Source organism: Anaerovorax odorimutans (assembly GCF_024459955.1).
GTDB classification, from domain to species: Bacteria; Bacillota; Clostridia; order Peptostreptococcales; family Anaerovoracaceae; genus Hominibacterium; species Hominibacterium odorimutans_A.
The window spans coordinates 23,128-44,494 of the sequence record NZ_JANFXK010000009.1; the positions used below are offsets into that span (position 1 = coordinate 23,128).

The 21,367-nt window shown below is 50.5% G+C and carries 19 protein-coding genes; 2 read left to right on the top strand and 17 right to left on the bottom strand.

The window, feature by feature from the left end; genetic code table 11:
* Window positions 1-4: 4 nt before the first annotated feature.
* The 8 genes from NE619_RS09125 to NE619_RS09160 all read right to left on the bottom strand — a co-directional run bounded on the left by NE619_RS09125 (window position 5) and on the right by NE619_RS09160 (window position 10,815).
* The gene (locus NE619_RS09125; RefSeq protein WP_256132105.1) at window positions 5-1,525 is read right to left on the bottom strand and encodes a BCCT family transporter; all 1,521 of its coding nucleotides are present in this window, start codon (window positions 1,523-1,525) and stop codon (window positions 5-7) included.
* Window position 1,526: 1 nt separating this feature from the next.
* Complete coding sequence (locus NE619_RS09130; RefSeq protein WP_256132106.1) at window positions 1,527-3,113, bottom strand: hypothetical protein; 1,587 nt, start codon at window positions 3,111-3,113, stop codon at window positions 1,527-1,529.
* Between the two features lie 221 nt (window positions 3,114-3,334).
* Window positions 3,335-4,750 carry a sigma-54 interaction domain-containing protein gene (locus NE619_RS09135; RefSeq protein WP_256132107.1) on the bottom strand — a complete coding sequence of 472 codons (1,416 nt, stop codon included), beginning with the start codon at window positions 4,748-4,750 and terminating at the stop codon, window positions 3,335-3,337.
* Between the two features lie 21 nt (window positions 4,751-4,771).
* Window positions 4,772-6,829 (bottom strand): penicillin-binding transpeptidase domain-containing protein, encoded by a 2,058-nt coding sequence (locus NE619_RS09140; RefSeq protein ID WP_256132108.1) that lies wholly within the window; start codon window positions 6,827-6,829, stop codon window positions 4,772-4,774.
* Between the two features lie 180 nt (window positions 6,830-7,009).
* Window positions 7,010-7,555, bottom strand: a complete 546-nt coding sequence (locus tag NE619_RS09145) for a nitroreductase family protein (protein WP_256132109.1) — start codon at window positions 7,553-7,555, stop codon at window positions 7,010-7,012.
* A 97-nt stretch (window positions 7,556-7,652) separates the two neighbouring features.
* Window positions 7,653-8,561, bottom strand: a complete 909-nt coding sequence (locus NE619_RS09150; protein WP_256132110.1) for a DUF445 domain-containing protein — start codon at window positions 8,559-8,561, stop codon at window positions 7,653-7,655.
* Window positions 8,562-8,606: 45 nt separating this feature from the next.
* Window positions 8,607-10,013, bottom strand: coding sequence for a deoxyguanosinetriphosphate triphosphohydrolase (locus NE619_RS09155; protein ID WP_256132111.1), 1,407 nt, complete (start codon window positions 10,011-10,013; stop codon window positions 8,607-8,609).
* Between the two features lie 16 nt (window positions 10,014-10,029).
* Complete coding sequence (locus NE619_RS09160; protein ID WP_256132112.1) at window positions 10,030-10,815, bottom strand: arylamine N-acetyltransferase family protein; 786 nt, start codon at window positions 10,813-10,815, stop codon at window positions 10,030-10,032.
* Between the two features lie 135 nt (window positions 10,816-10,950).
* On the opposite strand from NE619_RS09160, the gene NE619_RS09165 reads away from it, so the two are divergent.
* Window positions 10,951-12,297 (top strand): MATE family efflux transporter, encoded by a 1,347-nt coding sequence (locus NE619_RS09165; RefSeq protein WP_256132113.1) that lies wholly within the window; start codon window positions 10,951-10,953, stop codon window positions 12,295-12,297.
* Here the strand turns inward: NE619_RS09165 and NE619_RS09170 are convergent.
* The gene (locus NE619_RS09170) at window positions 12,294-13,205 is read right to left on the bottom strand and encodes a cation diffusion facilitator family transporter (RefSeq protein WP_330640693.1); all 912 of its coding nucleotides are present in this window, start codon (window positions 13,203-13,205) and stop codon (window positions 12,294-12,296) included. The two genes, NE619_RS09165 and NE619_RS09170, sit on opposite strands and share 4 nt — an antisense overlap.
* Before the next feature lie 147 nt (window positions 13,206-13,352).
* Here NE619_RS09170 and NE619_RS09175 point away from each other — a divergent pair, with 147 nt between their 5' ends.
* Window positions 13,353-13,877, top strand: a complete 525-nt coding sequence (locus NE619_RS09175) for a DUF6512 family protein (protein ID WP_256132114.1) — start codon at window positions 13,353-13,355, stop codon at window positions 13,875-13,877.
* 58 nt (window positions 13,878-13,935) lie between these two features.
* Here NE619_RS09175 and NE619_RS09180 read toward each other — a convergent pair whose 3' ends face one another.
* From NE619_RS09180 to NE619_RS09215, 8 genes are all read right to left on the bottom strand, one after another.
* Entirely contained in the window at window positions 13,936-15,306 is a 1,371-nt protein-coding gene (locus NE619_RS09180; RefSeq protein ID WP_256132115.1) for an FAD-dependent oxidoreductase, read from the bottom strand.
* A gap of 13 nt (window positions 15,307-15,319) precedes the next feature.
* Window positions 15,320-15,733 carry an Rrf2 family transcriptional regulator gene (locus NE619_RS09185; RefSeq protein ID WP_256132116.1) on the bottom strand — a complete coding sequence of 138 codons (414 nt, stop codon included), beginning with the start codon at window positions 15,731-15,733 and terminating at the stop codon, window positions 15,320-15,322.
* Between the two features lie 149 nt (window positions 15,734-15,882).
* On the bottom strand, window positions 15,883-16,104 hold the full coding sequence (locus NE619_RS09190; protein ID WP_256132117.1) for a hypothetical protein: 222 nt from the start codon (window positions 16,102-16,104) through the stop codon (window positions 15,883-15,885).
* The gene (locus NE619_RS09195) at window positions 16,101-16,769 is read right to left on the bottom strand and encodes a hypothetical protein (RefSeq protein WP_256132118.1); all 669 of its coding nucleotides are present in this window, start codon (window positions 16,767-16,769) and stop codon (window positions 16,101-16,103) included. Before NE619_RS09195 ends, NE619_RS09190 begins: the two co-directional genes overlap by 4 nt.
* 127 nt (window positions 16,770-16,896) lie before the next feature.
* Window positions 16,897-17,964, bottom strand: a complete 1,068-nt coding sequence (locus tag NE619_RS09200) for an FUSC family protein (RefSeq protein ID WP_256132119.1) — start codon at window positions 17,962-17,964, stop codon at window positions 16,897-16,899.
* Window positions 17,965-17,981: 17 nt separating this feature from the next.
* On the bottom strand, window positions 17,982-18,413 hold the full coding sequence (locus NE619_RS09205; protein ID WP_256132120.1) for a MarR family winged helix-turn-helix transcriptional regulator: 432 nt from the start codon (window positions 18,411-18,413) through the stop codon (window positions 17,982-17,984).
* A gap of 79 nt (window positions 18,414-18,492) precedes the next feature.
* Window positions 18,493-20,112: an ABC transporter ATP-binding protein gene (locus NE619_RS09210; protein WP_256132121.1), complete on the bottom strand. Its 1,620-nt coding sequence runs from the start codon at window positions 20,110-20,112 to the stop codon at window positions 18,493-18,495.
* 214 nt (window positions 20,113-20,326) lie between these two features.
* Window positions 20,327-21,361 (bottom strand): ArsR/SmtB family transcription factor, encoded by a 1,035-nt coding sequence (locus NE619_RS09215; protein ID WP_256132122.1) that lies wholly within the window; start codon window positions 21,359-21,361, stop codon window positions 20,327-20,329.
* Window positions 21,362-21,367 lie beyond the last annotated feature (6 nt).

Consider the following 21,367-nt stretch of genomic DNA (forward strand, 5'->3'; position numbering starts at 1 on the left):
GCCTCTATTCTTTCCCTTCCAAAAGCCGTACCTCTTCTTTAAACCATTTCAGCGATTTGACCGCAAAGATGATAATCACGGCCGCAAACGGTATGGCGGTGGCCAGGCATACGGTCTGAATGGCGGAAAGCGGCGCGCCCGCAAACATCAGGGCCAGAGGGATCAAAGCCAACAGCACGCACCAGAACAGTCGGAACATCGGATTCGGGCTGTCGCCTTCCTTCAAATTGGTGGTGACCACGGCTGCCAGTGAAAAGGATGCTGAGTCTAACGATGTAGCCAGGAACAGAATCAGCATCAGAGTAAAGACACTGGCGCTGATTACCTGCGGGATCGGAAGCTGTGCCAGGATCGTCAATACGGTATCGCCCACACCTTTATCGGTCAGCATGGTTACCAGATCCGCCTTGCCGGAAAGCTGCATGTTCATACCAAAACCGCCGTTGATTCCAAAGAGGAACATGCACCCGATGGTCCCTCCCAGAACCGTGCTGAGAATCATTTCCCGCACGGTTCTGCCCTTGGATATCCTGGTAATAAACAGAGCCATTAAAGGCGCATAGGCAACGGCAAAACAAATGTAGAAGATAATCCAGGCTTCTGAAAATCCGCCGTTATTGACCGGATCCGTCCACAGCAGGATATGGAGATAATTCTGTACGGCCAGCGCCGCTCCATTGGTCGTATATTTCAGTATGAAAATGGTCGGCCCTGCCACCAGCAGGAATACGACAAAGGCTATGGCAACATAGATATTGAAATCACTGATTTTTTTCATTCCCTTTTCCAGGCCGATATAGGAGCTGAGAGAGAAAATAACGGCAATCACTATGACGATGATCACCTGCAGGGCGAAGGAGTCCTGTACGCCGAAAATGAACGATACAAAGGATGCGATCAGAGGAACGCCAAGTCCCAGGGTAACGCTCATGCCTCCCAGGGTCGTAATAACAAAGAGGATGTCTATGATCTTGCCAATGAGGGATTTTTCTTTCAGTCCGAAGAGGTCCTCACACACTACGCTGAATCTGAGGCCGGAGTTCTTTCTTTTATAAAAGGAAATCGATACCGGCAATGCGGCCAGTACAAAAGGCGGCCAGCTGATAAGTCCCCAGTATGTAAAGCTGTAGGCCGGCGCCCATTCAGCTGCCGGTGTGGACATGGGATCCAGACCCAGAGCGGGCGCGGAGTAAAAATAGATCCATTCGATAAAGGAGAAATAAATGCTTGCCGAAGCCAGACCGGCACAGATCATCATACCGATGTAGCTGAAAAGAGAGAAATCAGGCTTATCCTCTCCCAGCTTGATACGGCCTGTCTTTGCAAAAGCCAGATAAGCGCAGAGGATCGTAGCGGCCAGGGAGAACCAGAGCAGCGGCGTGCCGAAGGCTTTGGAAACAAAACCAAAGAGCGAATCGATCGCCTTCAGACTTCCCTGAGGGTTAAAGATCAGCGCGGCCGCGATCGCGGCCACGATAATCACACTGATTACTACGATTTCAATGTTTATATTTTTCTGCTTCATCTCATTTGTCTCCTTTTGCAGGAATCCACCACTGATTTTCTCCCCTCGGCGTAGTCACGTATTCCGGCCATCTGAAATCAATCGGCGGCTCATAGTCGCACAGGCATGGGATCCACTTGCTGCCGCCCACGCCTCCTCCGGTGCGCTGCTTGAATTCTTCCTGCGCCGCTGCCAGCTGCTCCGGCTTTGTCAGCAGATCAATAACCGTCAGGCCGATGGTCTGCGAGGCAGTCATAAAGGTCGGATCAATACATTCGGGAATTCCTCCCAGAGCGTTCATAACCCAGGCCGGATAAGCCTTACCCGGCTGCGGCGGTCTCAGGGCCGGACGGCCTATGTACAGTCTTACAGTCGGCGCGTGCCAGCAGAATTCCGTATAGTCATCGGAGGTGAAGTTTTCCTGCCATTCCGGCAGTACCTTTCTCAGTTTTTCTTCACATTCCTGCGGAGTAATCAAATTCTGAATTTCATCGATGAACGGATCCTCCATCGGCTCATAGCCCAGGTTCTTCTGGATCTCTCTGGCTTTCTCTCTGGCCGCCTCGCTGTAGACCGGAGGTCCAACCAGTTCCAGATTCCTGTAGGTCATATCCGCCATAACGTGGTTGGGCAGGCCCGGTCTTGATTTGGCGATCCAGTCCTTTTCCCAGCTGCAGTGGGTTGCCAGCGCGGCGGCCTGAGCGTTCTGATCCAGAATCCGCACTACGGTCTCCGCCATCTCCACATCCGGCACACGGATGAAGAAATGAATCTGTCCGATCTGAGCCGGAATATTGTCTGCCGTAGCCTGACCCAGAGTGGTGATCGTCTCGTTCATGGACCAGCCCACATTATTGGATATCATGTGTTCTTTGAACATCTTTGACATGGTATACATCTGCAGCACCGCGTCGGTAGCTCCCGGGCATCTGGTAGCCGAATGGGAGGCCGGAATCGGAGAATCATCCGGTGATGAAATCCAGGTCTCCGCTTCGTCACAGCGGAAGGTATACATCACGCCATATCCTACGCCGCAGTGGGTATTCCATCTGGTCGTGTTGCACAGAGGCAGCATATAAAACGGATGGAAGCTGATAGCCGCGTCCAAATCATCGTAATAGCCTGCTGCCGCGTGAATCGGCTTGGAAGCTCTCAGCTTTTCTGCCGGCTCTCCGAAGAATTTCAGTTTTCCCGGAATATGGAAGGTTTCCATCGCCGCTTTTGCTGCCAGAAAACCGCCCAGGCTGCTCATTCCCAGCACGGAATGGGGGTCCGTGTGGCCGCCTGCGTAAGGGCTGAGTCCGTCTCTCGGCCGCTGTACCGTATCCGCGGCCTGACAGTTGCCCGGAATTCCGTCGTATTCCGCATAACCGCCGATTACCGGGCCTTCACCGTTTTCCCAGATAGCGCAGAATGCTGTCGGCATCCCGCCGCTGCCCTCTTCCACTTCAAATCCTTCCCTGCGCAAAAGGTCCGTATACCATTTTGCCGACCGGTATTCACGGAAAGCCGTCTCGCCGTAATTCCAGATTTCTGAGTGCCATTCTGAGAAAGTATCCTTTCTCTCTTTAATCCAATCCATTACAAACTGTTTGTTCTTTTCAACCATGTTCTTATCTCCTTCCAAATGATTACGTTTCTTTGCCCTTAATAAGAGCAAGTCCTGTGCCAAAGGGTTAAAACGTTGAAATATCAACGATCCATTCGCATTTTATTTTACAGGCAAAATCAGCGCATAAAAAAAGGACCAGATTTGATCCTTTTTATACGGCATTCTTTTCAGTTTTTTCTGTAAATTCAGACTTGGAAATGGTTTTCTCAACAAAAGGCTCAGTTCTGGTCCTTTGGCTCAGTTTTGGCCCTATCCCGCAGCCTGAGCTTATACTTTTTCAATTTTCTTTTTAGGGTGCTGGCGGAAAGCCCGGTTTTTTCTGCCAGCTCATAGTTGCTGCTGCTGACTCCAATCATACCTTTCAGATAGTACCGTTCGAATTCTTCAAAGGCTTCATCATACGTCTGACGGCTGAAGTCATCCTCTCCCTGTCCTTTCCGGTATTCGCGCCCGAGGACCGTCTCCACGTCGCTTGCGTCAATAGCAGCCCTGGGCACCACCACAATCAGACGCTCCATCACATTGGAAAGCTCGCGGATATTTCCCGGCCAGCTGTAATCACACAGCCGGCTGATAGCTCTGTTCAATATTGTTTTATGGAAACCATACTTCTTATTAAATTTCTCCATAAAGAACTCGATGAAGTAAAAGATATCTTCTTTTCTTTCCCTGAGAGGCGGCAGTCTGACCGGCATCACATTGAGCCGGTAGTATAAATCCTGCCGGAAGGTTCCCTGCCGAATCATGTCCTTCAGATTCCGGTTGGTGGCGGCGATGATGCGGATATCCACCGTCTTTTCTTCCACGCTGCCCACAGGGATGAATACCTTATCCTGAATAAGCCGTAGCAGTTTGACCTGCAGGCCCAGCGGCATCTCTCCGATCTCGTCCAGAAACAGGGTTCCGCCGTCGGCAACTTCCACCAGCCCCTTTTTCCCCGAGTTGCTGGCCCCGGTAAAGGCTCCCTTGGTATATCCAAAGAGTTCCGATTCCAGCAGCGTTTCCGACAGAGTACCGCAGTCGATCTTAACAAAGGGTTTATCCTTTCTCAGACTGTGCCTGTGAATCCATCTGGCATGAACATCCTTTCCGGTTCCCGATTCACCCTCCAGAAGCACCAGAATATCCGTAGGAGCGATCCTCGCCAGAAGGGAAACCGTCTTTTCCATGACCTTGCTGCCTGTAACCATCTCCGACTTTTCGTCTTCCCTGACTTGCAGCTCTTCCAGCTGCCGCTTGTATTTTTCAGCGATGGCTTTTACTTCCTCGCTGTCCCTTTTGATCTTGTTCAGCTCCGTTACATCACGCTCGTTGATGTATACCCATTTGATCTCATCGTCTTCAAAGATGGGGATTCCCGTGATAACCAGCTGTTTTCCCCCTTTGTACTGCATGAGGCTGACCGGCTTTCTCTCTCTGAGGGTCTTTACCGTAACAGAGACTTCATAAATCCCTTCTTCCTCCAGTTCGCTGGCCAGCCTGCCCACAATATATTCTTTATCCACCTCCTCCAGCCGTTCGCTGGCCGGGTTGATATAGACGATTCGCCCTTCCCCGTCAGCGATGATAATTCCATCGTAGCTTACCTCAAAAAATTTGATCCATTCATCGCTGATCCAACTGAGCCCTTCCATCTATGGTTCTCCTTTCTCGGTTTAGAAGAATTTTTCCAGGATTCCCTTGCTCTTACCGACCACATATCCGCTGCCGCCCCGATCCTTCACATCTTCCACCATAGTCACCAGAAGGCGGGAATCATCAGTTCCCTTGCCGGGCGTAAAAACGCAGAACCAGCCCAGCTCCGTTCCCGAGGTGTCCTCTTTTGACGCTTTGATCTCGGCGGTTCCGGTTTTTCCGGCCAGCTTGACCTTCGAAAGCTGCGCGCCGTGGCCGGTACCGTTGGGATCACTGATTACCTTTTCCAGATCTTTTGCCACCACAGCCGCCGCTTTGCTGTCAAAAGCATGTTCGATCCAGTAAGCCGTCTCATCTTTCAGCTCCAAATGGGGTTTCATCATGCTCCCCTCGTTGGAAAACGCCGAATAGATGGACGCCATGTGCAGGGGGTTAACCAGAACCTGTCCCTGTCCGTAGCCGCTGTCCGCCAGCTGTATCTCACTTTCAATGGCCTTGTTATCACTGCTGTACTGAGAAGGGTTCATGCCCAGCGCAAAGGGAATCTCCTGGCCGAAGCCCGCCTTTTGCAGCTGCGCTGTCAGGGTATCGGCCCCAATTTTCAGCGCTGCCTTGGCAAAATATATGTTGTCCGAATAGATCAAAGCATTCTCCAGATTGGCGGAGCCGCTGTACTCATGGAGCGTAGTCACCCGATACCCGCCCCAGGACTTGCTCTTCTGCCAGCTGAGGCCGCTGTGCCCCAGATCTTCACCGGGGTCCAGTTTTCCGGTGCCCGCGCCGATGGCTCCGATTACAGGCTTGAGAGACGAACCCGGCGACCAAGTCTGTTTAAAACGATTGTACATGGGAGTGTTTTTATCCTCGTTAAGCTGCTTCCAGCGTTTCTCCGACATACCGACCACGAAATCATTGCTGTCATAGGACGGCGTGCTCACCAGAGCCAGTACCTCTCCGTTTTTAGGATTCATCATGATTGAACAGCTCTTGTCTTCTTTGTATGTATCGTACAGACTGGACTGAGCAGCGGAATCAATGGTCAGCTTTATATCCTCTCCGTCCTTTTTCGGCCGCTCGGCTACCACGGCCTTTTCGCTGCCGTTTTTCCTGTAGATGATAATTTTTTCGCCGTCCATACCGTGGAGGCGTTTTTCGTAAAGCTTTTCAAGACCGCTCTTGCCGATGACGCTGTATTGGTCGTAGCCGTCATCCTTGCGGCTTTCCAGCTCCTCGGCGCTGATCCCCTGAACATATCCGATCATATGCGCCGCCTTCTCGCCTAAAGGATAGACTCTGCTCTCTTCATCGCCGATAATCACTCCCGGGATTTTCAGCAGCTCTTCCTGTACGCGGGCATTTTCCAGATCCACGGTGCCGGAGGGTTTTTCATTGACTTTTTTCAGTTTTTTTATGGGCACCAGCAGGTCGTCCTTCACCCATTTGGCGCTCAGCTTCTTTTGAATGTCCGCTGCGCTCATATCCAAAAGAGCGGCCATTTTTTCCAGATCAGCGGAAGGGTCATCGCTCATTTTTCCGGGGATCAGGCCAACCGCCGCTACGGCTCCCTTACCTGCCAGAACAGCTCCGTTGCGGTCATAAATCGTTCCCCGGTCCGCTTTCTCGGCACGAACCTTTACCTTGTCGTCGCTGTCCAGCTGAGGAAAGATCAGACTGTCATTCCATACGATGCGGTATCTGCCCTTTTCCGTATGTATTCCGGCTTCATTGGGAAAACGGATCTCCCCCACACGGGAGTCCATCACCGTTTTATACTGGACCGCGCCTTCTTTTTCCTGATCTTCGATCATACTGATCCTGATATTTTTTGCTTCAATGCCCTCGTAAATATTCCGGTTGCGGGTTATGAAGTCCTTTTGAGTAACCCTCTCCTGACTCTCCTGGTCCAGCATTTTGTACATGGCTTCATAATCTTTCTTTTCAATGCAGGCCATATACTGCTTCAGAACCTTCTCCGGGCTTTTGAGGATTGCTACTTTATATACCAGCAGCAGGACTGCGGCAAGTAAAATTACGGCTATGATGATAAACACGATTTTATGTCTTTTCAGTACATTCATTTTCTGCCTCCATAGTTCGACTTACAAGTGTAATTTTTTATATCTTACAACTGTAAGATATAATTGTCAAGTGCAAGGTATCCGGGTGGCCAAAGTCCGGAGCATTTACGAGGATTAAACAAAAAAGACAGGCAATCGGAAAAACATGCCTGTCTCACAAGTTGTCATCGCACTTTTACGCTAGTCCGCATAGGTAACCAGATCTGAAACGCTCTTGCGTCTGGGCGCTTTCGGATCTTCATCCGGATAACCGATGGCAATCAAAGCCGCTACTTTCTGACCTTCCGGGATTTCCACGACTTCGCTGACTTTATTCTCATCAAAGATTCCCATGATGACCGATCCGACTCCTTTGTCGTGAGCTGCCAGGCAGAAGGTCTGCGCAGCGATACCCGTATCGAATACGCCCCAGTCAGCGCCCTTGGGAGTCGTGGCGGAACCGTCCTTTTCAAGACCTGAACGGCCTTCGATCATGGTCACGATTACCAGCGCCGGAGCATTGCGCAGGGTATCGATATTGTATTCGAATCCCAGTACGCAGCTGTCGGCGATCTTGTTCATCTTACCCTGGTCCTCCGTAACGATGTATCTGGTAACCTGGGTATTTTTCCAGGATGGAGCATAAGCCGCCGCATCGACAATCTCGTTGATTATCTCATGGGGCACTTTCCTGTCCTGAAACTTACGAACACTTCTTCTCTCTTTAATGCATTTTATTGTTTCCATACTTTATTCCTCCATTTTCGGGCCCGGGGCCCGCAAATATTTTACCTGCTTCACTAAATGATTCTATCACCCGGAAAATTTTATTACAAGAGATAAATCAGAGCATGCTGATGAAAAGATTTAAAAGCCCAATGACAAGGCCGATCAGCGCCCCCAGATTGACGATGGCGTTGAGCTCCTTTTTCATTACCGACAAAATCAGCGCTTCCAGCTTGACAACATCCATGCCGCGCACTTTCTCCTCTACGATTCCGGCTATGTCGAGCTTTTCCAGCATTTCCTCCATGGTATCTTCCACGCAGGTCGCATAGAGCTCCTCCACAATCCGGCTCATATGTCCCCGTTCCAGAGGCAGCTGCTGCGTCAGATTTCCAATGGTCTGCTCCCCGATCTTGTCCAGCTCTTTTGTAACGATGGGGCGTATTTTATCTTCTCCGTTTTCGTCTATGTAGCATTCGATCTCCTCCCCGATGGGCGCGGCCACCGATTGGATCACCTGGTCGTTGAACATCATGGCCAGCATGGTGCCCTGCACCTTTTCCCGGACTGCCTGGCTGCCTTCCGTGACCACGATATTGCTGATGTCCATCTGGCGGATGCCTTCCATGATTTTTCCCGTAATCCGATCCTCCAGCTTGAGCTGAAGTTCGTCATACCTCTCCTTAGTGAGATAGCCGCAGGCCCCTTCTTCTATAGAAACCTCGCTTTCTCTTGCCCTCAGAAAACGCTGCCAAAGTCCGTCGGCGATGGATTCCTTGATCTGATCCGCCGGCAGAGCCTTTGCCAGATCCTCCTTCGTCAGCAGTACCTCCCCGATGGCTGAGCCGATGGCTCCCGCCAGCTCGTCCTTCCTCTTGGGAATCAGTCCCGGAGTAAAGGGCAGCCTGTGTTTTCCCACCATGACCGGCCGGTGGGGTTTAAACAGCATTTTCACTGCGATAAAATTGGTGCAATAACCGATCAGCGCCCCAATCAGGGGACCTGCTATCAGCTTTAATACGAACATATCTTCATTCCTGCCTTTCCTTTGTTGTTCTGGTCCGCTATATTTTTATACGATTCCGTTCAGCTCCTGGTACAGCGTTTTCGCATAGCTGTCCGTCATTCCGCAGATAAAATCGGTCACCAGCAGCAGCCTCAGGTACAGCTTTTCCACCGGTCCCTTATCCTTCGCGTAGATGTGATAAATACCTTTATAATTATCCGATATCAGCGCCATCAGCTTTTTGCTCACATCGCTCTGAGTCTCGGGAGTATCGTAATAGACAGCCGCGGAGACGAACTTGTCCAGGAGGAAGTTGAATATCGTCTGGGCGGCAATTTCCAGCTTGAGAATCGGCTCTGTGTTAAAAGCGTAATCAAAGGCGATATCACCCAGAGCCTGCATCATCGCTTCCCCGTAAGTGCCTGCAAAAAGATCCTTTTTGTAGCTGCCCTTCATGATACTTTGATAATTCCGCGTAAAGCCGAAGGTTGCGCAGGCGATGAGACGGCCCTGCAGATAAACGATCCAGGTCTGTACCGCATTGAGCTCCGGTGACGAAATACCCCTCTGGCGTGCTTTCTGATAACGCCTTTTCAGCGATTCCACCATTTCCCCATATTCTTCGTCTCCTTCCGGGGCCCGGTTTTCCAGCTCCATGATCAGCCGTTCATAGCTGATACATCCCTTTTTGCAGGCATCCTCAATATCAGCCGTCTTGTAGGCGATATCGTCGGCCGCCTCCAGAATAAAGGTCAGCGGGTGGCGGTTTCCTCCGGTTCCCAGGCTTTCCTGCAGATCCAGGAACAGATCCTCCTCCGCATGATAGTAGCCCATCTTCTTATCCTTGATGTTGCCGCTGTATTTGTTAATCCCCAGGGAGGAAACCGGATACTTAATCATGGTTCCCAAAAGGGCTTTGGTGAGATTCATGCCGTGTTCATCCACCAGAAAATGCAGCTTGGTTACCAGCCGCAGGGCCTGGGTGTTGCCCTCAAAGTTGTAAAAATCCTCTCTCATCTGCGGAGAAAGGAGTCTGCTTATGGGCATTCCCTGAAATTGCAGCCGGGGCAGATTTTCCCGGAACCATTGACGGATTGCCGTCTCCCCGAAATGGCCGAAGGGCGGATTGCCGATGTCGTGCAGCAGACCCGCGCACTGGAGGATGTCGCAGATGTCAGCTTTATAGGAGGGCTGAAAAGTCTCGTCTCCGATATTTCTCAGAATCTGTTCGGAAATATTCTGGCCCAGGGATTTGCCGAAGGATGAAACCTCCAGTGAATGGGTCAGCCTGGTCCGAATAAAATCGCTTTTATCCAGTGGAAAGACCTGTGTCTTATCCTGCAGCCGCCGAAACGACGCGCTGTTGATGATTCTGTGATAGTCCTTTTCAAACTCTGTCCGCAGATCGCCGGAGCCGGCCCCGCTCCTGTAGCTGCGAATCCGCTCCGGACATAACAAATTACTCCAATCCATATGACATCCTTTCTCTTTATAGCTTGATCCCAAACTCCTGTATCAGGAGTTTACGGTACTGTTCTTCATCGGTTATGACAGCCTCTTCCCGCACGCCGTCCAGCACACGGGTAAAAAGATTGTCTTCTATGGATACGCTGCCTCCCGGTATGCGGCGGCTGATTACCCTTTCTCCGGAAGAGAAAAAGGAGTCGGGATGGGTGAAGCAGAAATGGCTCAGGGGCACGAAATCCACTTCATCCTCAGGCATCATGGTAAACTGCATGGTTTCCTCCGGCCCGCTCTTAGACATATACAGCAAGGTCCACCAGTAATCATCCTCCCTGCGGATACGGAAGGTTTGGCCGGCGCTGCTCTTTTGGCTTCCGTCTTCCACCTTGACCGCGCAGGCGGGCTGAGGTCCGCCGTAGCCCACATCGCAGAAATAAATACCGTCATTGAGCCGTACCAGCGCCGCCCGGTGGGAGGACGGAGGGAAAAAGTCTTTTCCCCGCAGCACCCGGCACCGGCATGCCCAGGCGTCGAAGCCCAGGGCAGTCAGCAGTTTCAGAAAAAGCGCGTTCAGCTCAAAACAGCAGCCGCCCCGTTTTCTGATAACAATCTTATCGAAGATGACTTCCGTATCCAATGAAACGGTCAAATGTTTATCACTGGTATCAATATTTTCAAAGGGTACCTGATACTGGTGGGCCAAAATCAGCCGGTCCAGATAAGCTTCGTCGGGCTCCTGCGGCGCATCCATGCCGATTCGGTCCAGATAAGCTTTGGTACTGGGTAATTTTCGGTATAATCCTTCATACATCGTTTCCGCCCCCTGTTTCACAATATGACATATTATTACACTCAGCCCCTGCTCTGTCAAGAGGCCGCGGGGATATCGCTTTGACCTGGGGCCTGAAAAATGATAACATCTATATAGAAGAAAAAGGAGGACGATATGCAAATCGATTTAACTGAAGGAAAAGTTACCAGGTCCATGCTTTTATTTGCGCTGCCTTTGATTTTAGGGAATCTGCTCCAGCAATTGTACAACATTGTGGACACCCTGATTGTCGGGCGGATTTTGGGGCCCGGCGCTTTGGCTGCCGTGGGTTCATCTTTTACACTCATGGTTTTTCTCACATCCATCATATTGGGGCTGTGTATGGGAAGCAGCGTTACCTTTTCCATGTTTTACGGTGCGAAAAAGGAAAACGCCTTTCGCTCGTCCCTTTCCTTCTCCTTCTTTTTCATCGGGCTTCTGACCATAGGCATCACTTGCGCGGTTTTTCTTTTTACGGGGCCGATCATGTCCATCTTAAAGATCCCGCCGGAAATCTACGATGAAACGAAGGTATACCTGCGGATCGTCTTTATCGGAATTCTCTTTACCTTTGTTTTCAACTATTTCGCGGCAGTGCTGCGTTCCATCGGAAATTCCGTAGTTCCGCTGATTTTTTTAGGAATTGCCTCACTGATTAACATCGGCCTGGACCTGCTCTTCATTCTCAGCTTTGGCCTGGGTATTGCCGGAGCCGCCTGGGCTACCGTAATCGCACAGTTCATATCCGCTGCCGGCCTTGCGCTCTACTGTTTTCGCCGCCTGCCGATCCTCCGCATTGAAAAAAGGCATATGCGGCCGCCCAAGGCGATCTGCTGGAGCATTATCCGCCTGTCTCTGCTGACCAGCATCCAGCAGTCCATCATGAATTTTGGCATCCTGATGATCCAGGGACTGGTCAACAGCTTTGGCGTAGCGGTCATGGCCGCTTTTGCCGCCGCCGTAAAGATCGACGCCTTCGCCTATATGCCGGTGCAGGATTTCGGCAATGCTTTTTCCACCTATATCGCACAGAACTTCGGCGCAGAAAAAAAAGACCGTATCCGCCGGGGAATCCGGTCCGCAGGCCTATGCGCCCTTGTTTTCTGTATCGTTATCTCTGCCCTGGTATGCTGTTTTGCGGAGCCGCTGATGAAGATCTTCATCTCTTCTTCCGAAACAGAAATCATCCGCATCGGCGTCGGCTACCTGCGAATCGAAGGTGCTTTTTACTGCGGTATCGGAATTCTGTTTTTACTGTACGGATTTTACCGCGGCATCGGCAGAGCCGGAATATCGGTCATTCTCACCATCGTTTCCCTGGGCACACGGGTGCTTTTGGCCTACACCCTGGCGCCTACCGCCGCCGGTCTTTTGGGAATCTGGTGGGCAATCCCCATCGGCTGGTTCCTTGCGGATCTGATCGGTATCCTCTATTACTTCCGCCTGAAAAGACGTCCCTCCATGCACAGCTGGATGCATTAATAGTTTGACCCTTCCGGGTTGACATGGACCATACAGTGCTTCACCTGCGGGAATTCCTTTTCCACTGCGTGATGCACTTCTTCTGCGATGCGGTGGGCCTCTTTCAGTGAGAGGTTTTCATCCACTGCGATCTCAATGTCCACGTAGGAACGAGCGCCGAACATTCTGGTCCGCATCTCGTCCACGCGTTTTACCTTGGGATTGCTCAGAGCCAGAAAGATCATGCGATCCACGGTTTCCGCGTCGCAGGCTTTATCCACCATCTTATCCATTGCGTCGCGAAAGATATCAATGGACGCTTTGGCAATAAAGACGCAGATCACTGCGCTGGCCAGGGGGTCCATGATCGGCAGTCCCATACGGGCGCCGAGAATTCCCACAAAAGCTCCCACCGAAGAAAGGGCATCGGATCTGTGGTGCCAGGCATCGGCCATCAATGCTCCCGAATTGATCTTCTTCGCCGCTCTTCTCGTATACCAGTACATCCATTCCTTGATGCCGATGGAAACCACCGCCGCTATCAGCGCCAGTTTGCCCGGTATGGCGATCTCTTCATAATTTCCCGCCAGAATCTTTGCCGCGGCCTCAAATCCAATTCCAATGCCGGTGGCCAGTAAAAAAATCGCCAGCAGAATGGATGCCACACATTCCATTCGCTCATGTCCGTAAGGATGCTCCCGATCGGACTTTTTGCCGGAAATGGAAACCCCTGCAATGACGATCAATGTGCTGAGAACATCTGATGCCGAATGGACGGCATCGGAGATCATTGCTCCTGAGTGTGCCAAAAGCCCTGCCGCCAGCTTAAATGCGGACAGGAAGAGATTCACTGCGATGCTGATTATAGATACCCGCATGGCAATCTTTTTATTTCTGGTCTGAAGGTTACCCGTATCTTTTTGCTTCACGTTCATCACCTCCCCGCGCTTTTCTGAAATCCGCTCCATTGATTCATAGTATGAAAAAACAGAATATTTGTCAATGGTTTTACAAAGTTTGCAGATAGGTCAACTTTTTTGCGCGATTTGCATAGACTATGACGGGAGGTATTCACAATGAACATAAAACGCTGGCATATTGCCGGAATTCTCTTTACCGTCGTCCTGGGAACGCTGACGCATTTTTTCTATCACTGGTCCGGGGAAAATCCTCTGGTGGCATCCTTCTCCGCAGTCAATGAAAGCACCTGGGAGCACCTCAAGCTCCTGGCAACGCCCATGTTTGTCTTTTCAGCTGTCGAGTATTTTGCCTATGGGAGGCACAAACCCGGCTTTATCGCCGTAAAGCTGCTGTCTGTCCTTTTGGGAATGGCTGTTATCGTAGTTTCCTTTTATGGATATACCGCTTTGCTGGGTACCAACTATCTGCCTCTCGACATCGGCACCTTTATATTGGGTGTCCTTGCCGCCTACCTTTTCAGCTGGCAGCTGCTGAAAAAGGACGCCTTTTCTTCATCCAAAGCGGATATGCTGGCAGGAATCGGCGCTGCGGTTTTAATTGTCTGTTTTGTGCTCTTCACGATTCAGCCGCCCCACGCCTTTATCTTTGAAGATCCGATCACCGGGGCCTACGGTCTGTAAACAATAAAAGAGCTGGCGGCTTTTCCGGCGCGCCAGCTTCTTTACCTGAACGTTTTTCTTATTTTACGGCTGAGAACAAATCGTTGAGTGCCTCGCTCATGGTCGGATGGGTGAAGATCTGATTTGCCAGAACCTTGTAGGATGCCCCCAAATCCATAGCCAGCTTGATCTGGTTAATCATCTCGTGGGATTCACTGCAGAACAGAGTGGCTCCCAGAATCTCCTCCGTGTCTCCGTCTATTACTGCCTTGAGTAATCCGGTCGGCTGCTGCAGGACCTGGGCTTTGGGGATAGCCGGCGCGGGCAGCGACGCAGTCTTTACGTTCTTGTAACCCTTTGCCCTGGCTTCCTCTTCTGTCAGCCCTACCCTTGAAAGCGGCGGATCAATGAATACGCTGTAGGGCACGTTTCTGTTTTCCGCCGTATAGCTGCCGCCGGTGAGGGCGGATTTTACAACCCGGTAATCGTCCAGAGAAACATAAGTAAACTGCAGACCGCCGGCCACGTCGCCCATGGCAAAGATATGGCTTTTGCTGCTCCTTCTGTTTTCGTCTGTTTTCACCGCTCCGTTTGGAAGGGTTTCCACGCCCGCTTTATCCAGGTTCAATTCTTTCGTATTGGGGCGCCGTCCGGTGGCTACCAAAAGGGCGTCGCCCAGGACAGTCTCGCTTTTGCCGCCGACTTCATATTCCACCTGCACAGCCTCTCTGTCTCCTGAGATCTGTTTGGTACCGGCGCTCATGATAAAGGTGATTCCCTTCTTTTCCAACGCTGTTTTCACAGCTTCGGCGACCTCGCGGTCTTCACGGCCGATAAACAGGTCCTCCATCTGCAGAACCGTCACCTTGGAGCCGAAGGAAGCGTAAAAGGAAGCGAATTCCAAACCGATATATCCGCCGCCCAAAATAATCAGGTGCTTAGGCAGCTCTTTCAGATCCAGCAGCGTTTCACTGGTATATACCCTTTTGGCTTCTGAAAGCCCGGGAATCGGCGGAACAAATGCCGCGGATCCGGTATTGATAAAGATCTGCTCACCATAGACAGTTTCTTCTCCATTTTCCAGCTGTATCAGGACTTCATGCTCGGATACGAAGCTGCCTGTTCCATCGTAGATGGTCGCGTTATCGCTGGCATTGACCTTATCGTAATTCTTCTTGCGGAGCATTTCTACCAGCCGCTGTTTTTCTTCCATCGAGCTTCTGTAAAATTCCGCCTTCTCTTCAAAGGAATCAAAGTGAAAGGCTTCTGCCAGTTCCGCGCTGTGAACCAATGATTTTGTGGGAATGCACCCCACATTGATGCAGGTGCCGCCATACATCTTGTTGGACTTTTCGATCAAAGCCACCTTTTTTCCCTGGCCGGCCAGATCTCCTGCCAGCGTCTTTCCACCTTTACCAAATCCGATTATTACTGCGTCATATTTTTTCATGATCGCTCTCCTCTCATTTTTCAAATACCTTTCGATCGATGTCCGCCAATGTGATCCCTTCCAGTTGTTTGATGCACAGGCCGTTCATCTCTTCATAGATCTCATCCATGATCCCTGCCATACCGGAAGCGATCTGACAGTTCATGTCCGGGTCGCCGGTCTTCTTGGATACTGTGATCGGTACCTCTTCCACTGCTTCGCAGATCTGTGCCAGAGTGGCGTTTTCCGCCTCTCCCTGGAAATAGTAGCCGCCTCCGTTGCCTTCCTTGGTCCGCACCAGCCCCGCTTTTCTTAGCTTTACGAGAATCTTTCTGACTCTGGCCGGATTGGTACAAACGTTTTCCGCTATCTTTTCACTGCTTTGACAATCGCCTTTATGATTTAAAAACACCAGCGTATGCACTGCTATTGCAAATTCGCTTGTCAACCTTATCACCCTCTTTTTTATGTGTGCTTTACCTCTCCTGTAACTGTAATTATAATTTTTACAGTTCAATATGTCAAGGACTTTTTGAAAAAAATTACCGTACCGGCCTGTTTCCTTCTCCGATACGGTAATACTATTCGCTTTGCAATTTAATCTTCCGCCCACCGGAGCAGAGTCTCACCCTCGTCCTCCGTAAGCTTCATGGCTTTGCACAGTCTTTCGATTTCCGCCCGGGGCAGAACGTAGGAGCTGTCTGTGCACAGCTTGGTAAAATCGTCCTTTTTCATCCCTGTCTGGGAAAACGTTATCTCGCCGCTGGCGATTTTCCGGTCGTAAATTCGGAAAAACGCAATGGCAAAGGATTCTGTCATGATGCACCTCCTGCTGTTTTTTTCAGAAATCCGCGGTCTATAACCTCTTTTCTATAGAAGTATTCGCCCTTTTTGTCATAACCTTCGGTCGCATGAACGATTGCCACTTCTCCGGTGTTTTCATCCAGTGCGAAATGATCTTCGCTGATGGAGACGTGCCAGTAGTTTTTGATCTGCTCGTTCTGCTGGCGATAGAGCTTGTCGCAGGTTTCGATCCCCTCATCGAGGATTTTATCCGCGTATTTTTCCGGAAACATATCCTGAATCGAAGATGCGTATTCCAGGCTGTCTTTCGGCAGCCGCACATCGCTTATCCGCAGCGTCATGCCATCTGCTTCCGCAGTCACGATCAGCGGATAGCATCCGCCTGCCACTTCATAGGCGGCATTCTTATACTTCACGTAACTGCCGGATACGTCCCACATGTAAAGTTTGATCTGAGCGCCCTCTTTTTCCGCGCCGTATAGTTTTATGGAGTTGATCGTTTTGACCTCTGTAAACTGACTCTCGTACCCCTGATATTGATCCATTTCATTGAGCTGTGCCACCAGGCTTTTCATCTGGTCAGCTGTAAGCCGGAAATCCCCCTCCGTCTTTTCCGCACAGCTGCAGCAGGTCAAAATCAGCATCAGAGCGACCACTATCGCACACAAATAATTTTTCATTATCTTCCTTCTAATTGCCTGATCCCCGCGCGCCCACACTTAAAACATGCACGGAGTTCTGAATTGGTCTCTTAAAAGACCAGTATCATCATACCCGAGACCCGGTGAAAAGGCAAGCCTTTTCCGCCTATTGAGCTATGTCGGAGGCGTCTTTTTCCCTGAGAAGCAGGGTGGTACCGCCTTCATACAGCTTGTGAAAGCAAAAGCTGTAGAGCGCGCCCAGAAAATTATTGATAATACGCAGGGCAATGGCTCCCGGAAGACCAAAAATTCCCACAGCCATGGATAAAGCGCCCAGGCAGTTGAATACGGTCTGCCAGCTGTAGGTTCCGGAAAATCCCACGGCCAGGCCGCCCAGTATTCCCATATACGCGCCCGGATCCCCGGGGAGAATTTGATAGAGGACGGCAAACAATGCGCATCCCCCAATGACGCCGATTATCCGCTGCTTCACCCGGGAAGGCACGGTCTCCTGTACCGGCGGCAAAAGCGACATGCAGGCAAAGCCCATCCACATGACCCGCGGGATTCCCAGAAGGCTGGCAATGAACATGCCCAGTGACAGGCCCAGGGCCATTTTTATCTGCCAGCGGGTTCTCTCATTTAACGTAAAGAAATCGCGGAATAGTCCTCCGATCCCCTGGGGAAATTCTTTTTTTCTGTGATTGATATAAAAGACAATGCTCACCAGGACCGCTCCTGTCATCAGCGCCAGCACGCGCCGGATATAGGCGTCCCCGGAAACATCATAGCCCATCAGCATCAGATATCCCAGCACAAAGGTCGCGTGGTTATACAGGTAAATGTTGTGACAGCTCAGGACCAGTATGGACAAAATGCTGACCAGATTGATTCCCAATGCGGCTGCCGGACCTACAAGTCCTGCTAAATGGGGGCCTGCCGCCAAAATCGCGAACAAAATCGGAATGACGACCAGCCCATGCCGGGAATCGATATCCAAATCCGCTTTTCTGATGGTGAGAATAGCAATCAGCACGATCACGCCGGGAATACTGTTTTCCTGGCCAAAGATAAGCGAAAAAGATACGACTACTGCCATACAAAAAAAGATACAGAGAATATTCTTCAGCACAAAGGCGCATTTATAGATTCGCTTTTCTCTCTTTGCCTGGGTTTCTCTGAGCAGCCGCTTGGTATCCGCCGCGTTAAGCTGCATAACATCGTAAAATTTCATCTCTTTATCCCCCCAACTCATTCCTGCGGCGCGTTGTTCGCCATATCGATCAGTTTCATCAATTCCGCGAAATTTTCTTCCCCAAGATCGCGCCATATTTTATAGACCGGTTCTAAATAATACTGGTATGTGCCTTCCATCTCCTTTTTTCCCTCGCCCGTAAGAATCAGAAAATAGCTTCTTCTGTCTTTTGGGTCCTGTTCCTTTTTCAGAAAACCCTTTCCGCTCAGCTCTTCGATGAGCTTGCTGACCATGGGCTTGGTCAGACCCGTCTGTTTGCTGAGCATGAGAGGCGTTACCGGTTCTTTTGCCATCGCCACCCTCGAAAGAAGGTCCAGCGACTCTGCGGAAAAATGCTCGGACTGCCGCTTTCTTCTCACGTTCAGCCGGGCAAAGAGACGGATGCTCTGCATCTGCTCCATCATATAGATCCAATCTTTTTCTGCCATAAATCCTCCAACAAAAAACTAATATAGTTCATAAAGTGAACTATATTAGTTTATGTGTTTTTTATGCAATTGTCAAGAGCTATGCGGAAAAATCTACGATGCGGTCATAGCGCTCCCGAAGCTCCTCCTGCATATGATGGGTAATAGTAATCAGGGTCAGATCCTTTTCCTCCAGCAACTGGCGTTCGATGGCACAGGCAGTCTTTTGATCGACAGCGGAGGTCCCTTCATCCAGGATCAGAATGGGCGTTCTACGGATCAGCGCCCTGGCTACGGCAACACGCTGTCTCTGGCCGCCTGAAAGCCGGTTCCCGTTTTCCCCGACTCTTGTATGTATTCCGTCATCCAGCTGATCCAAAAAACCGGCCACGCCGCTCCTGTCAAGCGCACGTCTCAGCTCCTCTTCTGAAAAGCTTTCATCCAGACAGATATTCTGATAGATATCGGTGTCAAAGAGATAGACGTTCTGATGAATCACAGAAATCAGGCTGCTGAGCTGACGCCCGTTCATTTCCCGAACCTCCCTTCCGTCATAGCGTATGCTGCCTTCGTACCGGTTGGAATATCCGGTCATCAGCTTGGTCAAAGTTGTCTTTCCGCAGCCGCTGTCCCCCAGAAAGGCATACTTCTTTTTTGGTTCGATCTGAAGGTCGACTCCCCGCAGGACATCGTTACCTTCCTCATAGCCGTACTTCACAGATTCAAGCTCCAGGCCCCGGTCAAAGCTTATCGCTTCCTCATTCTCCGGCTCCTTGTCCGGGCCGGTCTTCGGTTCCTCAGCACACAGCTGTTCCAGCTTTTTGAGGATCGGTTTCATACCGGTCATTTTCGGGAAATTCTGCATGATTACCAATACCGGAGTGCTGAACGTGCCGCTCAGCTGGATCAGAGCCAGCAGAGTTCCGGCCGTGATCCTTCCCTTCAGCACCATATAGGCTGCCACGAAAACGACCACCACAATGCTGAGGGTTGACAGCATATCCGCCAGACTTTCGTTAATGGCTACCAGACGGTCTGCGCGAAACTTGCCATTGGCAGTCTGCCTGTTTTCCCTGCGGAATTTTTTCAAAATATGGCCTCCGATGGAAAACCCCCGGATCACTTCGTAGCCGCTGAGAAAGTCTTTGGCTTTGGCAGTAAACACAGCCAGCTTTTCCGAATAGGCTTCCTGTCTTTTCTGCAGGGCCTTTCCCAATAGCGCCGGCACCAGAAACATAAGCAGCAGGAAGAAAATCAAAATCACCGTAATCAGAGGACTCAAATAGCAGAGAATTGCCAGCGTGGCTAAAAACAGGGCCACCATCTGGACCGACAGCAGCAGGGGCACCAGAAAATTTTCTTCGATCAGTTTTACGTCGTTGACAATCATAGAGAGGTAATCGGCCGAATTGCTCCTGTAATATTCCTCTGGCGTTTTGCCCATCACGCCCTGAAAGATACGGTCCCGCAGATTCCTGGTGACGTTGCGCAAAAGGACTTTGCCGCATAAAGCCTCCGCAAATCCAATCAAGCAAAGCGCCACCATATAGACAGCAATACCGATAATCAGTTTGCTGAACCCATCCACGTCTCCCTTTACCGCCACATCGACAATGCGCTGCAGAATAATCGAAACAAAAGCAGCCGCCACTGCGCTCACTGCTCCCAATACCACAGATAAAGTCAAAATCCCCTTATCCTTCCCCACACATAGTTTCATAACCTTCCCCTTTCATTTCATATTCATCAAATTTTTTCGTCACTCATAGAATACTATATAGTTTTGTTTTCGTCAACTATATTTTATTTATATCAAACACCGTTCTAAAGAAGGACGGCGGATTTCTCTCCTCCCTTAAAGAACCGCAAAAAGGGCGCATAGAGAAAACAGCTTTTCTCCATACGCCCTTCAACATTCCGTTATTCATACTTTTTTACAGCAGCAGCTGCCGTATATGGTCCAAATACTCTTCCACCGCCTCCTGACGCAGGTAATAATAAATCCTCCCGTCTTTTTTCTCCACGCCTACAAATCCGCAGGCAAAGAGTACGTTCATGTGGTGGGACATGGTAGACGGAGACAGTTTCATGGCTTCCGCCAGTTCCAGATTGTATTTTCTGGATTTTTTCAGCTCGCAGAGGATATCCAGCTTGCTTCTGTCGCTGAGCGCTTTCATCCTGGTGATGACAAGTTCCTTTCTCTCATCGCTGCCGCTGCCTTTTTTTATTAAAAATTCCATGAAAACGCCCTGGTAGCACTTTGTATAGTAGACCTGCTGAGACATTCCCGCAATCAGAGTCGGATAAACCGAGGCGCCTGGCGCGCAGATCCCCACCAGCTCGGAAAACTGCCTGTCATCGTATTGTTTGTAGCTGCGCAGGAAGGGTTCCAGCGCTTTGGACATCTCGGAGCAGGCCTTCTCATAGGCCGGGATATTGACCCGGATCATCTCCAGCAATATGGAAACCCAGTATTTTGGACGCCGCATAAACTCCAGCAAATGCCACTTTAGGCCTTCCTCCGCCGGCAGATTCGAAAGAAAGGAAATCAGCTCCTTCTCATCGGGCAGCTGCGGACACTGTGCTTCTCTGAGGGAGGTCACCTTTTCTTCATCATCCCGCAGCAGGAAACCGGTCATATTTCGGATCTCCTCGTCGCCGGCGGATTCAAAGGATTCCAGCCAGTGCTGATTTTCCGCGATCAGCACGGCCAGCAGCAGAAAAAACTCTTCGCCTCCACCGAACAGAAAGTCCGAATGTTCTGCCTGACAGGGCACCATATGCTTTTTGAAATTTTTCACATACCGCTCGATGAGTCTGACATACTTTTTATAAAATTTTTCACCGTCAACGCCCAGTTCATTGAGCTGCCGAATCACCTCTTCCCGGTCCTGGGGGCTGGCGCAATTGTACAAAAGCCCCAAAGTTTCAAAGACCGGATCGAACTGATATTTGATTTCAAATTCCATTGGTTT

What these genes read in the sequence shown, in the direction of transcription:
- NE619_RS09125 (WP_256132105.1), bottom strand. Translation starts at nt 1,525, where the DNA reads ATGAAGCAGAAAAATATAAACATTGAAATCGTAGTAATCAGTGTGATT.
- NE619_RS09130 (WP_256132106.1), bottom strand. Translation starts at nt 3,113, where the DNA reads ATGGTTGAAAAGAACAAACAGTTTGTAATGGATTGGATTAAAGAGAGA.
- NE619_RS09135 (WP_256132107.1), bottom strand. Translation starts at nt 4,750, where the DNA reads ATGGAAGGGCTCAGTTGGATCAGCGATGAATGGATCAAATTTTTTGAG.
- NE619_RS09140 (WP_256132108.1), bottom strand. Translation starts at nt 6,829, where the DNA reads ATGAATGTACTGAAAAGACATAAAATCGTGTTTATCATCATAGCCGTA.
- NE619_RS09145 (WP_256132109.1), bottom strand. Translation starts at nt 7,555, where the DNA reads ATGGAAACAATAAAATGCATTAAAGAGAGAAGAAGTGTTCGTAAGTTT.
- NE619_RS09150 (WP_256132110.1), bottom strand. Translation starts at nt 8,561, where the DNA reads ATGTTCGTATTAAAGCTGATAGCAGGTCCCCTGATTGGGGCGCTGATC.
- NE619_RS09155 (WP_256132111.1), bottom strand. Translation starts at nt 10,013, where the DNA reads ATGGATTGGAGTAATTTGTTATGTCCGGAGCGGATTCGCAGCTACAGG.
- NE619_RS09160 (WP_256132112.1), bottom strand. Translation starts at nt 10,815, where the DNA reads ATGTATGAAGGATTATACCGAAAATTACCCAGTACCAAAGCTTATCTG.
- NE619_RS09165 (WP_256132113.1), top strand. Translation starts at nt 10,951, where the DNA reads ATGCAAATCGATTTAACTGAAGGAAAAGTTACCAGGTCCATGCTTTTA.
- NE619_RS09175 (WP_256132114.1), top strand. Translation starts at nt 13,353, where the DNA reads ATGAACATAAAACGCTGGCATATTGCCGGAATTCTCTTTACCGTCGTC.
- NE619_RS09180 (WP_256132115.1), bottom strand. Translation starts at nt 15,306, where the DNA reads ATGAAAAAATATGACGCAGTAATAATCGGATTTGGTAAAGGTGGAAAG.
- NE619_RS09190 (WP_256132117.1), bottom strand. Translation starts at nt 16,104, where the DNA reads ATGACAGAATCCTTTGCCATTGCGTTTTTCCGAATTTACGACCGGAAA.
- NE619_RS09195 (WP_256132118.1), bottom strand. Translation starts at nt 16,769, where the DNA reads ATGAAAAATTATTTGTGTGCGATAGTGGTCGCTCTGATGCTGATTTTG.
- NE619_RS09200 (WP_256132119.1), bottom strand. Translation starts at nt 17,964, where the DNA reads ATGAAATTTTACGATGTTATGCAGCTTAACGCGGCGGATACCAAGCGG.
- NE619_RS09205 (WP_256132120.1), bottom strand. Translation starts at nt 18,413, where the DNA reads ATGGCAGAAAAAGATTGGATCTATATGATGGAGCAGATGCAGAGCATC.
- NE619_RS09210 (WP_256132121.1), bottom strand. Translation starts at nt 20,112, where the DNA reads ATGAAACTATGTGTGGGGAAGGATAAGGGGATTTTGACTTTATCTGTG.
- NE619_RS09215 (WP_256132122.1), bottom strand. Translation starts at nt 21,361, where the DNA reads ATGGAATTTGAAATCAAATATCAGTTCGATCCGGTCTTTGAAACTTTG.